Consider the following 12,258-nt stretch of genomic DNA (forward strand, 5'->3'; position numbering starts at 1 on the left):
CCATGACCAACCCGTTCGACGACGAGGACGGCACCTTCCTCGTGCTCACCAACGACGAGAACCAGCACTCGCTGTGGCCGCAGTTCGCGGACGTCCCCGACGGCTGGAGCGTCGCCCACGGACCCGACACCCACGCCGCCTGCCTGGAGTACGTCGAGCGGAACTGGACCGACATGCGGCCCAAGAGCCTCGCCGACGCCATGAACGCCGAGCGGTAGCGCGGCTCGCAGTGAACCTGACCGAAACCACCGACGAGGCCCGCGACAACGCGGGCCTCGCCCGGTCCGACGACCTCGCCGCGGCCCTGCTCACGCCCGAGGCCCGCCGGGACCCGTACCCGTACTACGCCCGCATGCGCCGCGAGGACCCGGTCCACCGCAGCGCCCAGGGCATCTGGTACCTCACCCGGTACGCCGACGTCGAGGCGGCCCTGAGCGACCTGCGGCTGTCCAACGACCGGGACCGGATGACCCGCGCCTACAGTGCGCTCGGCGGCGACCTCAAGGCCTTCAGCCGGCTCACCGACCGGCTCGGCCGGGTGATGAGCAACACCGACCCGCCGGACCACGCCCGGCTGCGCAGGCTGGCCAACCGTGCCTTCACCGCCCGGCGCGTCGAAGCCCTGCGCGACGGCATCCAGCGGATCGTCGACCGGCTCATCGACGAGGCGGTCGCGGCCGGGCCGGCCATGGACCTGATCGAGGCGGTCGCCTCCCCGCTGCCGCTGTCCGTCGTCTGCGAGCTCTTCGGCATCCCGCCCGAGGACCTCCCGCAGGTCAAGACCTGGTTCCACCGCTTCGGCCGGCTGAGCGAGGACATCGACAAGTCCGAGGAGGCGATCGAGCAGTACGAGGAGTACCTCGCCCGGCTCGTCCGCCGCCGCCGGGCCGACCCCGGCGACGACCTCATCAGCGCCCTGGTCGCCACCCAGGCGCAGGACGACCGGCTCACCGACTCCGAGCTGCTGTCCACCTGCTTCGTCCTGATCACCGCCGGCGACGAGACCACCACCCACCTGGTCGGCAACGGCATGCTCGCCCTGCTGCGCCACCCCGACCAGCTGGCCCGGTTGCGCGAGGACCCGATGCTGATCCGCACGGCCGTCGACGAACTCGCCCGCTACGACACGCCGACCCAGGCGATCGTCCGGGTCGCCGCCGAGGACGTCGAGATCGGCGGGCGGACGCTGCGCGAGGGCGAGCTGGCCTACCTGTTCCTCGCCGCGACCAACCGGGATCCCGAGCGCTTCGAGCATCCCGACCGGCTCGATCTGACCCGCCCGGGCAACCGGCACCTCAGCTTCGGCAACGGCCCGCACTTCTGCCTCGGCGGTCCGCTGGCCAAGCTCCAGACGGAGGTGGCCGTCGGCACGCTGGTCCGCCGGCTCCCGCACCTGCGGCTCGCCGACGCCGCGGTACTCGACTGGCGGCCCAACCCGCTGCAACGGCGGCTCACCGCGCTTCCGCTCACCTACTGACCCATGAACGACGAAGGAGAAGTGACCATGGCCCGAGAGCTCGAGGTCCGCCGGGAACAGGACCTGCCCGCCACGCCCGAACAGGTCTGGGACGCGGTCGCCACCGGCGCCGGCAACCTCGGCTGGCTCTACCCGATGGAGGTCGAGCCGCGCGTCGGCGGAAAGGCCACGCGCGGCGACAGCACCGTCGTGGCGTGGGAGCCGCCGCACCACTTCGCGGTTCGGGCCACCCAGGACGGCGGGTTCTCCAACACGCTCACCTACCGCATCGAGCCGGCCGACGGCGGCGCGAGCCACCTGCGGATGGGAATCCACTGGGTGCACACGGGCGTCGTCGACGACACCTGGAACTGGGACACGAAGGCGGACGCGGCCGAGAAGCACGTCGACTTCTACCAGCACTCCCTCCCCGAGTACCTGAGGCACTTCGCCGGCCGCCCCGCCGTCTACGTCAGGGCCGCCCGTGGCGAGTCCACCGAAGACCCCGCCGACTTCGCCGCCCTGTGCCGGCGCCTCGGCCTCGACGACGACGCGGCCGTCGGCGACCGGTTGTCCCTCGACCTCCCGGGTACGGACGGCGGTTCGACGGAGGTGGTCGTGGACTGGCTGAGCCCTGACTTCGTCGGCCTGCGAGGCCCGGACGCGCTGTACCGGTTCTTCAACGGCAGCTCCTGGAACTGGCCGATCTGGCTGGGCCACCATCTGTTCGCCGAGGACACGGACGAAGAGCTGGCCACCAAGGCCTGGAACGCCTGGCTCAACGGCGCCTGACCCCGCCGCACGACACGACCGAAGGACCCCTGGTGGAAACACTGCTCTACGCCGCCGAACTCGTCGAGGAAGACGGCACCTACAAACTCGTGGTGCAGGACGTGGTGCGGGACACGGTCCAGGTCACCCCGGTTCCCGCATCCGCGGTGGCCAGGCTCCCGGTACTCCTGTCGGTGCTGAGTTCCAAGCTCGGCTCGGCGTCGGCACGCGGCCGCCGGTAGACCGCTTCCGGATCAATGAGGCCGGTGTCGTCCCGCACATCAACTGCCGGACGGCACCAGCTTCGTGAACGGGCGCTGATGGCCGAACGCCGGCCCATGACGGTTCGAGAGCCGGCACCCTTGGCCAGGGACCGACACCACACGCCCGTCCCGCGCCACATCGACCAATGAGCCGTAGGCACAAGGAGCCAGTGAAAGGCCGAACTGCGAGTACGGGTTGAAGCTCGGGGTCCCGGAAGCGGTGGCGATCGTGACGGTGCCGCCCACGACCACAGGAGTGCGCGTCGACGACACGTCGCCGCCGCAACCGGCCGGCACGGCTGACACGACGGCGCCGGCCGCCGCCACGACCGGCCGAGCCCTGGGAGACGACACGGTCCGGCGGTGCACGGCGCTCATCGTGCCATCGCGATCGACGGCGTCGGCCGGGCTTTCCCGGGCCGGACGCGAACATGCGGGACCATTTCCCCCGTCCGGGTGAGGCCGCCCGACGCGCGGTTCACGGCCTCGTTGCTGACGCTGTGTCACCTCAAGGCGCACACTGGCGACATGGTCATCAATCCAGGAGGCTCCCCGGACGACTCCACGGCGCGAGAGATCGACCGACTCGCGACCTCGTACTGGGACTTCCTGCTCGCACGCGAGCCGTCGCTGCGCACGCGCCGCGGGCTGCCGGTCGAGTCGCTGCCGGGGGTGTCCGCGGGGGAGGCCGACGAGCGCGCCGGGTTCGCGGCAGGGGTGCTGAACCGGTTGCGTGCGCTGCGACCGGCGGAGCTGTCCGGTCCCGCCGCCGACACTGCGGGCTTCCTCCGGGCACTGGCCGAACAGGAAGCGGAGGCGGGACGTTTCCACTGGCTCACCCCCACCGCCACGCCGTACCAGCTCTTCCGCCTCCAGCAGTACGGTGACACCGTCTTCCGCCCGTTCCGCTTCGAGCACCGAGCCGACGCGGACCGGTACGTGACCCTCGTACGGGACCTGGCCCGTTGCGTCGCGACGATCGGCGACAAGGCCGCCGGGCAGGCGGAGCGGGGCTTTCACATCCCCGCTCCGGCCCTGACCGGCGTCCACACCACACTCACCCGCCTGCGGGAGTCGGCGGCACAGTGCGTCCGGGTGGACGCCGAGCGGCTCACCCGGCTCGACGCGGCGAGCCGGGGGCACCTGCGCGACACGGTCGAGCGGCTCGTGGCCACCGAACTGGAGCCGGCGTTCGACCGCATCATCGCCCTCGTGGGCGACCCGGACTACCTCCGGCGGGCACCGCAGGCCGTCGGCTGGGCCGGCTACCCGGAAGGCGAGGCGGCATACCGGTCCTTCGTCAGGACGTACACCTCCGGCGACACACCACCCGAACGCCTCCACGAACTCGGCCGTGAGCACTGCCGAGAACTCGGCGAGCGGATGCGGGAGATGCGCGACACGCTCGGTTTCGCCGGGACTGAGGCGGAGTTCAACGAACGGCTCGCGACCGAGCCGCGCCTGTACGCCGCCACCCCGGAGGAGGTCGAAGCCCGCTACCGCGGACACCTCGACCGCCTCACGCCGCTGCTGCCGCGCTGGTTCGCGGTCCTGCCCCGCGCCCCCTACGACGTGGCCCGTCTCGACCCGGCGCTGGAGGGGTCGATGACGTTCGGGTACTACGAACCGCCGACCGCCGCGCAACCGGTGGGACGCTACCGCTACAACGCCTCGGACCTGGCACACCGGTCACTGCTCGGCGCGGCCGCGCTCATCTACCATGAGCTGTCGCCCGGACATCACTTCCACCTCGCCCGCCAGGCCGAGAACACCGCGCTGCCCGACCTGCGGCGCGAGCTGGCTGCCTTCAGCGGGTTCGAGGAGGGCTGGGCGGAGTACGCGGCAGGGCTCGCCTGGGAGATGGGGCTGTACGACGACCCGTGGGACGCGTACGGACGACTGGCCCATGAACGGTTCACCGCGCAGCGCCTCGTCGTCGACACCGGCCTCAACCTCGGGACGATGACACTGGAGGAGGCGCGCACCTTCATGCGGGCCCACGCGGCAGCCGAGTCCGAACGGCAGATCACGACCGAGTCGTTGCGCTACGCGACCGATCTGCCGGGGCAGGCGCTGACGTACCGGGCGGGTCATGCGGAGTTCGCGGCATTGCGGGCAGCGTGCGAACGCGGCGCCGGCGCCGCGTTCGACGTGCGCGCCTTTCACGAGACCGTGCTGGCCGGCGGCACACTGCCGTTTCCCGTCCTGCGCCGACGGGTGGAGAGAGAACTGCACGGGGCATACGGCCGAACAGGCTTCCAGGGAAAGCCGCTCTACTCGAATGAGTGAAGGCCACAGGGAATTGGTAGCCGCTTACCCGTCCTTGGATACTCTCTGTGATGGAGGGTGCGGGTCCGCTGAAGCGGAGTGCGTCCATCCAATCATCATCTCCTCGGCAGAAGAGAAGGATGTTGTGCCATGCCGCCTGTAGTACCTCCTTTCCTGATCGGTCTGATCGCCGTATCCCTGGTGAAGAGGCTGGGCAAGCCCTTGGTGCGAGGGGTCGTCAAAGCGTCGGTGGGCCTGGGAATCGAGGTCAAGAGGGCCGTCCATGAAGCCGGCGAGGGAATCCATGATCTCGCTGCCGAGGCGACTGCCGAGGTGCTCGCAGCCCAGACGACACCGGGAGCCGGACACGGTGTCGGCGGCCCGGAGGACGGCACCGCGGGTCGGGTCGGAGCGGCCGCCAAGCCGGCACCCGTAGCGGCAAAGGCCCACGAGGGACGGACCGGCCGTCAGGCCAAGCCCGCCGGCAAGGCCCGTAGCGGCGGTTCGGCCGCCGCCAAGGCCCGTAGCGCCGGTTCGGTCGCCACCAAGGCGCACTGAGTCTGCCCGCCGACTCTCCGTGTGGCTCTGGTTCGTCCCGATGTCACGGGCACGTTTTCGTCTGCGTAACCGGTCGAGACTGCCAAGCCCCGGCCGGAGCAATCCCGTTCCTTTCCGCTCAAGTCCCTCCGTGACAAAGTCGACTTTGTTCCATGGAGTCTTCAGCGGACACAGCGGACACAGCGGCCGTTCGTCGGCCCGGCCTCTCGAATGCGACCGCCACGCCACCGGCGAGATGGTGGACTGCGCCGTATCGGCCATCACGACACCCTGATGGAGGCAGGTCGGATGTATGCGACCGGAACCCCCCTGTATTTCGCGGAACTCATCCAGGAAGGCGGTGCCTGCAGACTCGTCGTGACCGATCGCCGGCGCCACACCGTGCGGCCCGCATACGGATCCACGAAGGCGGTGGAGCAGCTTCCCGCCTTTCTCGCCGGGCTCGGCTCCCTGCACCTGCGCGGGAGCCGTCGGCGATGACGGCGACCGACGCGAAGAAGTGGTTCCGTGTTCACCGGCGTGCGGCGGACCCCAGGCTCCGACTGGTGTGTTTCCCGCACGCCGGCGGCACGGCACAGCTGTTCCACGGCTGGCCCGCGCTGCTGCCGACGGACGTCGAGGTGCTCGCCGTGCGGTACCCCGGCCGTCAGGACCGGCTCGCGGAAGCCTGCATCGAGGACATGGCCACCCTGGCCGACACGATCGAGGACGCACTGCGGCCCTGGCTCGACCGGCCGCTGGCGCTCTTCGGGCACAGCATGGGCGCCTGCGTCGCCTACGAGGTGGCCCTGCGGCTGGAGACCCGCGGCATGGTCCCCGAGCACCTGCTGGTCTCCGCACACGAAGCCCCCGGGTGGGCCGAACGCGTCGCGCTGCACGACGCCGACGACGAAACCCTGATCACCCACGTCCGGCACCTCGGAGACCTGCACTCGGAGGCCTACGACATCCCGGAGCTGCGTGACCTGCTGCTGCCCGCCCTCCGTTCGGACTACCGGCTGATCGAGGGCTACGACCCCCCGAATCCGGCTCCGGTCAAGGCGCCGATCACCGCGTACGTCGGCCAGGACGATCCGAGTTGCGCGCTCGACGGGGTCCTCGCCTGGTCCGGCCTCGCCGCCCCGGGTTCCTTCGAGCTGTGCCCGTTCCCCGGGGATCACTTCTACCTCGCAGCCCGGGAGGCCGAAGTGGTCGCCGACGTGGCAGCACGCCTTGCGCGCGCGTGAGGCGCCGGTCGGGCCCGACGGCGAACGCCCGTATCGAGAACCTGGAAGTCCACGGCGCACACCCACAGCTCCCGGACCGTGCGCGGTCGGTTCCTGGCAGGGTCCGTACGGTGTCGGCGGCTGCCCGGCTGTGACGGAAGGCGGGGTCCCGGCACCGCGCATGGCGCCCTCGGGGTTCCCAGGGGACGATGGTCGTACCGGTCGCTGAGACGTGCGGTGTCCCCGACAGCGGCCGCGAAGGCTGGGACGGAGAAGGGACCATGCGACCGGGAAGACGTGCCGCCGACGCGATACTCCGGCTGCTCAGCCGCGACTGGGCCGGGCTGGGCATCGCTCTGCTGCCGGCGGCCGCGGGTGCGCGGTGTGTATCCAGGGGTACCGGCCGGCGGATCCTCGGCGGTGTGCTGTGGGCCGTGGCCCTCGCACTCGGTCTCGGGTCGTTCCGCCATCTGGTGCATGTGGGCCGGATACGCGGGAGGTATCCGCCACCCGGGCGAATGGTCGACGTGGGCGGCTACCGCATGCATGTCCTGGCCGAGGGAGACGCCGGGCCGAGACCCACCGTGGTCTGGATGCCGGGCGGCCATGCCGGCGGATACGCCATGTACCGGCTGCACGCGCTGGCGCGGGAACAGATGCGTTCGGTCCTGGTGGACCGTCCGGGGTCCGGCTGGAGCGACCCGGGCCCGTTCCCGCGCACGACGGCGGCAGAAGCCGTCGAACTGCTCACGGCGCTGGAACGGGCCGGTGAAAAGGGGCCCTACGTCTTCGTGGGGCACTCGTTCGGGGGACTGCTCATGGCCAACGCCGCCAGGCGCCGCCCTGACCTGGTGGCCGGTCTGGTGCTGCTCGATCCCACCCCGCCCGATGCCGTCGCCTTCGGACCGGCGCTTCCGGCCCTGCGACGTGCCCCGAGGGACCAGACCGTCCTCACGCTGCGTCACCTCTTCGGCCTCCACCCTCTCGCGGGCAAGGAGGAGACACACACCTCCGACGACCCGGCGCAGGTTCTCGCCATGATCGAGCTCAGGACCAAGGCGAGCTGCGCCGCGGCATCGATCCTGCGAGAACTGTCGCCGGACGGAATCACCAGAGACGGCTGGCAGACGGCCGTACACGACGGCGAGCTCGGCTCGCTGCCCCTCCTCCTCGTGGCGCCACGCGATCTGACGGGCGGTGGCGAGATCTTCGACGCGGTCGACGATCCGGAGGAGAGCGCCCGGGTCCGGCACTTCTTCCTCACCGTGAGAGAACGGTTCCTCGCGGCCTCCAGCAGGGGGCGGAGGGTTTACACCCCAGAGGGAACCGGCCACGACTTCCCGGATCGCGTACCGGATTTCGTTGTGCAGGTGGTGGACTCGCTGCTGGACCAGTGCGGGCCGGGGGCGCCGAAGCCGTTCTGATCCCGTTGCACAGCCACGGTCCGCTCCGGCGAGCTTCCGCCCGACCGGATGAACAGCGTCGGCGTCTACGGGCGCATCGGCCGAGGTCCGACTATCGTGTTTTTGGTGGGGGTGACATTCCTGCCCAGCCTTGTCGGCCGGACGGTATCGGCTCGTGCGGCGTCGGCAGTCGTGCTGTGCACACAAGAAGAGGGTTCACACATGCTCCCTGTTGTTCCTCCCTTCCTCGTCGGCGTGATTGCGGCCCCTCTGGCCAAAAGAGTGGCGAAACCGCTGGTGCGAGGCGTCATCAAGACGTCGGTCGGCCTGACCCTTGAAGTCAAGCGTGCAGTCATCGAGGCCGGGGAGGAGATCCAGGGCCTCACCGCCCTGGCTGCTGCCGAGAAGATGGCGAGTTCGGCTCGCACAGGTGGTGCGGAGTCGGCGGTGAGGTGACGGCGCACGGTGCGGCCTGCCAGTTCGGATGGGCGCGGGCCAGCTCGTCGGAGTACTCCTCGAAGTACCGCCGCTGCAGGGTCGGGGGCCGGAAGCCCTCGACGAAGAGGAGCATCAAGCCGGTGGGCAGCAGTGACTGGGCGTGCAGCAGTCGGGTGAGGACCCCTTGCCGGGCGTGGGCCCAGGCCCCGGCCTCGTCGCGCTTGCGGTCGTCGACCTTCAGGTCGTTCATACGGACGTCGACGAGGTCCTCGCCGCAGTCCTGAAGGGGGATCGCGGCCACCCTCCGGTCGGACATCAACACGATGCCGCTGCTCATTCGTTTCCCCAGTCCCAGGTGCCGAAGTACGCGGCCTCGCCGGTGCGGCGGGCCTCTTCCACCGCGCTCAGGCGCGCGAAGTCGCGGCGCGGCATCAGCGCCTTCCACCCGGCCAGGGGCAGGACGCGGACCTCGTCGTGCTCCTGCGGATCCAGGGTGATGCCGCGGATCTGTGCCGCGGTGAGTCGGCCGCCGTCGAAGACCATCCCGATCGTGCTGTAGGGCCACTCGGCGCCGGGCAGCCCGTACACGGTGGCCAGCAGCCGGGGCGGGCCGGACACGGTCAGGCCGGTCTCCTCCCGGCCTTCGCGCACGGCCGTCTCCCAGGGCCGCTCGCCCTTGTCCATCGTTCCGCCGACCAGCTGCCAGGGATGCGCGGGGGAGTAGACGGAGTGCAGCTGGAGGGGCCGGTCGTCCTCGTCGGTGAAGTACAGGCAGGCGAACGCGGTGGCCTTGAGGACCGTCTCGGCGTACTGCTCGGGAGGCAGCCAGATGGGGCTGCTCTCCGTGGTGCTCGCGGGGGCCGGTTCTGCGAGACGCGTCATCCGCATGAGCGCCGGGCTGCCCGTAAAGCCCAGCTCACGGTAGAGCTGTTGCGCTTCCCCGCCGGCGTGGAGCTCGAACAGTGTGACGTGCTCGACGTCGGAGAGGTGGTCGAGCAGTGTCGAGACCGTGGCCCGGGCGTAGCCGCGGCGCCGGAAGTCCGGGTGCGTGGCGACCACGTGCACGCGGGCGGCCAGGCCCCGGGGGTAGGCCGGTGCCGGGAGCACGGGATGGATCAGGCCGAGGGCACAGGCGGCCATCGTGCCGTCCGGGGCGTCGATGACGAAGGCCCGCGCGTCCCCCCGTTCGGTCAGCCGCGGTGCCAGCTCGTCCGTGCACCGCCGGATCCATTCCTCGCTCAGGGGCTCGGACAGGACGTGCTCGGAGCGCATCCGGATGACGGCCTCGGCGTCAGCGGGCGTTGCCGCGCGGACCGGCGGTCGCCCGGCGGCCTCCTGCGGTTCGGTCGCGGCGGTGGGTGCCGTGTCGGTGTTCACGGGGCATCTCCTGTCGAAGAGAGTGGTGCGTGGTGCTCGGCGCGCAGCCGGGCCAGCGTCCGCCGGCCCCGTTCGACCAACTCGGGATCACCGTGGGCGACGCCGAACGCGATCCCGCTCACGGCATCGAGGGCCATGTCGATGCCCAGCCGTGCCTCCTCGGCATCGGTCAGGGACCTGCCGTACCCGGCCAGGAACGCTTCGAACAGGTCGGGGCGGCCGACCCAGGCATCGGACAGGCGGACCAGATCCCGTACGGCCGGCCCGGGCTCACTGCGCTCGAGGTCGATCACCGCCACGAAGACGGCGGGATCGTCCGCTCCGTACCCCACGTCGGGGAGGGCATCGTCGGCGACGTAGAGGATGTTGCGGAGCTGGAAATCCCCGTGGGTCTCCACCCACTCCAACGGCCGCAGGCCCTCGGCCTGCCGGACGAGCTCGCGGACGAACTCCTCATCGCCCGGACGCAGATGAGACCGCGCCCCGGCCAGATGCCGGTCGGCCTTGGTGACGGCCGGGCCGTTGCCGGCAGGAGCAGGCCGTGGGGGAGAGGACTGGTGGATGCGGCGGGCCAGCGCGCCGATCCGGCGGAAGACAGCCCTCTCCCGCTCCGGGGTAAGAACGGCGCCGTGCAGCGGACGGCCCGGCACCGCGGTGAGCACCACCGCCCTCAGTTTCTCGTCGGCGGCCACCAGGCGGGGCGCCGCCTCCCCCAGTGCCTGTGCCCACGTCCGTAGCCCCCTTACTTCCCTGCCGTGGAACCTGTCGCTGTGGTGGACCTTCACGTACCAGGTGCCGCCCTGCGCGCCTTGGGCCCGCCACACGCGGCTGTCCTCGCGCGCCCACGACGTATCCGTCCACTCGGTGATCCGGCCGACCGCCCGCTCCGCGAACTCCACGACCGGGGCGTCGGGACGGCGGGCGAACGCCCGGCCGGTCACGTCCGGGACGAGACGCAGCCGGTCGGCGTCGGGGTCGAAGGCGATGCGGTCGCCGGGCAGTTGGAAGTGCACGGCAAGGTGCGCGCCGGCGGTGTAGGCGTCCAGGCCGGCACGGCAGTACGCCACCGTCCCGGCGGGCAGAGCGTCAAGAGGCGCCCAGTCCATCGCATCGCAGACGTCCGGCTCCGCGATCCGGGGCTCGCCCTGCCACCGTCGGACCTCGAAGAAGTATCCAGAGCGGGAGGAACCGCCGGGGCTGCGATGGTGCACGGTCACCGCGGCCCGTACGTCGGCGGGGTCGATGACGACACCGGTCTCCTCCCGCGCCTCGCGCACCAGGGCGGTGACGATGTCCTCGTGCGGACCGTCCAGATGCCCCGACGGCAGGTGCCACAGGCCGGCGGCGTACACCTGCCCGGCCCGCCGCGACAGCAGAACCTCCGGCCCCTCGGCGGTCTCCCGACACAGGATGAGATGGACGTCCACCGGCTCGGTGTGCCGCTGCCCGCTCACTGCGCACCACCCGGACGCCGGGCGGGCAGGACCGTGAACACGGCCTCCTCCACCAGCGATCCGCCTGCCGCGAGCTCGTCGAGCAGCGCCCGGGCCTCATCCTCGAACGCTGCGTGCCACGCCCCGAACAGGCCGGCCCCGGCGAAGGACGTGCTGCGCGGACAGCCGAGCACCACCTCCGGTGTCCAGGACCGCGTGGAGGGGACCCGGTGCTCGGTCACGTCGCTCCACGCCGAGTCGGCGAGGTCCTCGCGGAAAGGGCGGCCGGGCTCGGGGCAGTCGCCGAGCGCCCCCAGATCCAGCAGCGTCGGATCGGGAAGATCCCGGACCGTGCCGGCCGGCAGCTCGGCGACCTCGGCCGGGACACCCGGCCGGTAGCGGTCGTACTCGGCGGCTGCCGCCGCGAACAGGGCATCCTCGCCCGCAGGCAGCTTCGGGAAGGGATCGTCGGGACAGGTCACGTGGATGCTCCCTCGTCGAGCGGGCGGGGGTGGGCAGGTGCCAGGACAGACGGCGGCACGCCGGTACGGTCCGCTGGCCGCCGTCCGGCCCGAAGACCAGGCGGTAGCGGCTGGGGCTGCCGGCCGGCCGACCGCCACCGACCGGCCGGATCCTGGATCTCCTTCCAGATGTCGCGCGGACCGTGGGTGATGACGTTCCAGCGGGAGGCCCCCACCGGCTCCGCCCGCAGCCACGATCCGCATCCGGGCGCTCCGATCACCAGGTGCTCGGCGCCGAAGTCGCGCACGCCGTACGGCACCTCCAGCAGCTCGGGGCGGTCCTGCGGCGCCGACCGGTCCAGCAGGTCCCACCGCGACGGCTTCTCGCCCGGGGCGGTGCGCCGTACGTACGCCTGCGGCATCAGCACCTCACGGGGCAGCGTGAGCAGGGCGTCGCGGACCGGGCCCGGCCGCGGAGCCCCTTCCTCCTCGAGCCGGGCGACCATTGCCGCCCGCGCAGCTGCCGGATCCGCTTCCGCACCCGTCGGCGCGCCGCCGCCGGCCGGGCCCGCGGAGCACCCCGGCGCCTGGTCGCTCGCGGCAGAGCGTGTGTCCGGAGTGCTCG

At 71.5% G+C, this 12,258-nt stretch carries 15 protein-coding genes; 10 read left to right on the plus strand and 5 right to left on the minus strand.

The annotated features are described in order from the left end of the window. The first annotated feature begins 2 nt into the window (after positions 1-2). The 10 genes from OG780_RS36670 to OG780_RS36715 all read left to right on the plus strand — a co-directional run bounded on the left by OG780_RS36670 (position 3) and on the right by OG780_RS36715 (position 8,380). Positions 3-218: an MbtH family protein gene (locus OG780_RS36670; RefSeq protein WP_261708683.1), complete on the plus strand. Its 216-nt coding sequence runs from the start codon at positions 3-5 to the stop codon at positions 216-218. An 11-nt stretch (positions 219-229) separates the two neighbouring features. Beyond that, entirely contained in the window at positions 230-1,477 is a 1,248-nt protein-coding gene (locus tag OG780_RS36675) for a cytochrome P450 (RefSeq protein ID WP_328455498.1), read from the plus strand. A 27-nt stretch (positions 1,478-1,504) separates the two neighbouring features. Beyond that, positions 1,505-2,248 (plus strand): SRPBCC family protein, encoded by a 744-nt coding sequence (locus OG780_RS36680; RefSeq protein ID WP_328455500.1) that lies wholly within the window; start codon positions 1,505-1,507, stop codon positions 2,246-2,248. Positions 2,249-2,280: 32 nt separating this feature from the next. Beyond that, the gene (locus OG780_RS36685; RefSeq protein ID WP_328455502.1) at positions 2,281-2,469 is read left to right on the plus strand and encodes a hypothetical protein; all 189 of its coding nucleotides are present in this window, start codon (positions 2,281-2,283) and stop codon (positions 2,467-2,469) included. A gap of 549 nt (positions 2,470-3,018) precedes the next feature. Beyond that, on the plus strand, positions 3,019-4,779 hold the full coding sequence (locus OG780_RS36690) for a DUF885 domain-containing protein (protein WP_328455504.1): 1,761 nt from the start codon (positions 3,019-3,021) through the stop codon (positions 4,777-4,779). A 129-nt stretch (positions 4,780-4,908) separates the two neighbouring features. Further along, positions 4,909-5,316, plus strand: coding sequence for a DUF5132 domain-containing protein (locus OG780_RS36695; protein ID WP_328455506.1), 408 nt, complete (start codon positions 4,909-4,911; stop codon positions 5,314-5,316). 288 nt (positions 5,317-5,604) lie between these two features. Next, positions 5,605-5,796 carry a hypothetical protein gene (locus tag OG780_RS36700; protein ID WP_328455508.1) on the plus strand — a complete coding sequence of 64 codons (192 nt, stop codon included), beginning with the start codon at positions 5,605-5,607 and terminating at the stop codon, positions 5,794-5,796. Next, on the plus strand, positions 5,793-6,542 hold the full coding sequence (locus tag OG780_RS36705; RefSeq protein WP_328455512.1) for a thioesterase II family protein: 750 nt from the start codon (positions 5,793-5,795) through the stop codon (positions 6,540-6,542). Before OG780_RS36700 ends, OG780_RS36705 begins: the two co-directional genes overlap by 4 nt. Positions 6,543-6,802: 260 nt before the next feature. Next, positions 6,803-7,945: an alpha/beta hydrolase gene (locus tag OG780_RS36710; RefSeq protein ID WP_328455514.1), complete on the plus strand. Its 1,143-nt coding sequence runs from the start codon at positions 6,803-6,805 to the stop codon at positions 7,943-7,945. A 201-nt stretch (positions 7,946-8,146) separates the two neighbouring features. Next, positions 8,147-8,380, plus strand: a complete 234-nt coding sequence (locus tag OG780_RS36715; protein WP_328458638.1) for a DUF5132 domain-containing protein — start codon at positions 8,147-8,149, stop codon at positions 8,378-8,380. On the opposite strand, the gene OG780_RS36720 is transcribed toward OG780_RS36715, so the two are convergent. The 5 genes from OG780_RS36720 to OG780_RS36740 are packed head-to-tail and all read right to left on the minus strand — an operon-like array spanning position 8,307 to position 12,139. After that, positions 8,307-8,699 (minus strand): hypothetical protein, encoded by a 393-nt coding sequence (locus OG780_RS36720; RefSeq protein WP_328455516.1) that lies wholly within the window; start codon positions 8,697-8,699, stop codon positions 8,307-8,309. The genes OG780_RS36715 and OG780_RS36720 overlap by 74 nt on opposite strands. Then, entirely contained in the window at positions 8,696-9,739 is a 1,044-nt protein-coding gene (locus OG780_RS36725) for a GNAT family N-acetyltransferase (RefSeq protein ID WP_443062254.1), read from the minus strand. Before OG780_RS36725 ends, OG780_RS36720 begins: the two co-directional genes overlap by 4 nt. Next, a complete protein-coding gene (locus OG780_RS36730) occupies positions 9,736-11,193 on the minus strand; it encodes a phosphotransferase (protein WP_328455518.1) in 1,458 nt (485 codons plus the stop codon). Before OG780_RS36730 ends, OG780_RS36725 begins: the two co-directional genes overlap by 4 nt. After that, entirely contained in the window at positions 11,190-11,654 is a 465-nt protein-coding gene (locus tag OG780_RS36735) for a hypothetical protein (protein ID WP_328455520.1), read from the minus strand. The genes OG780_RS36730 and OG780_RS36735 overlap by 4 nt, the downstream gene beginning before the upstream one ends. Beyond that, positions 11,651-12,139 (minus strand): hypothetical protein, encoded by a 489-nt coding sequence (locus tag OG780_RS36740; RefSeq protein WP_328455522.1) that lies wholly within the window; start codon positions 12,137-12,139, stop codon positions 11,651-11,653. The genes OG780_RS36735 and OG780_RS36740 overlap by 4 nt, the downstream gene beginning before the upstream one ends. Positions 12,140-12,258: the final 119 nt, after the last annotated feature.

It is taken from the genome of Streptomyces sp. NBC_00386 (assembly GCF_036063235.1).
Lineage (GTDB): Bacteria > Actinomycetota > Actinomycetes > Streptomycetales > Streptomycetaceae > Streptomyces.

Coding starts and splice junctions, on each gene's coding strand:
- OG780_RS36670 (WP_261708683.1), top strand. CDS start 3: ATGACCAACCCGTTCGACGACGAGGACGGCACCTTCCTCGTGCTCACC.
- OG780_RS36680 (WP_328455500.1), top strand. CDS start 1,505: ATGGCCCGAGAGCTCGAGGTCCGCCGGGAACAGGACCTGCCCGCCACG.
- OG780_RS36690 (WP_328455504.1), top strand. CDS start 3,019: ATGGTCATCAATCCAGGAGGCTCCCCGGACGACTCCACGGCGCGAGAG.
- OG780_RS36695 (WP_328455506.1), top strand. CDS start 4,909: ATGCCGCCTGTAGTACCTCCTTTCCTGATCGGTCTGATCGCCGTATCC.
- OG780_RS36700 (WP_328455508.1), top strand. CDS start 5,605: ATGTATGCGACCGGAACCCCCCTGTATTTCGCGGAACTCATCCAGGAA.
- OG780_RS36705 (WP_328455512.1), top strand. CDS start 5,793: ATGACGGCGACCGACGCGAAGAAGTGGTTCCGTGTTCACCGGCGTGCG.
- OG780_RS36710 (WP_328455514.1), top strand. CDS start 6,803: ATGCGACCGGGAAGACGTGCCGCCGACGCGATACTCCGGCTGCTCAGC.
- OG780_RS36715 (WP_328458638.1), top strand. CDS start 8,147: ATGCTCCCTGTTGTTCCTCCCTTCCTCGTCGGCGTGATTGCGGCCCCT.
- OG780_RS36720 (WP_328455516.1), bottom strand. CDS start 8,699: ATGAGCAGCGGCATCGTGTTGATGTCCGACCGGAGGGTGGCCGCGATC.
- OG780_RS36740 (WP_328455522.1), bottom strand. CDS start 12,139: ATGGTCGCCCGGCTCGAGGAGGAAGGGGCTCCGCGGCCGGGCCCGGTC.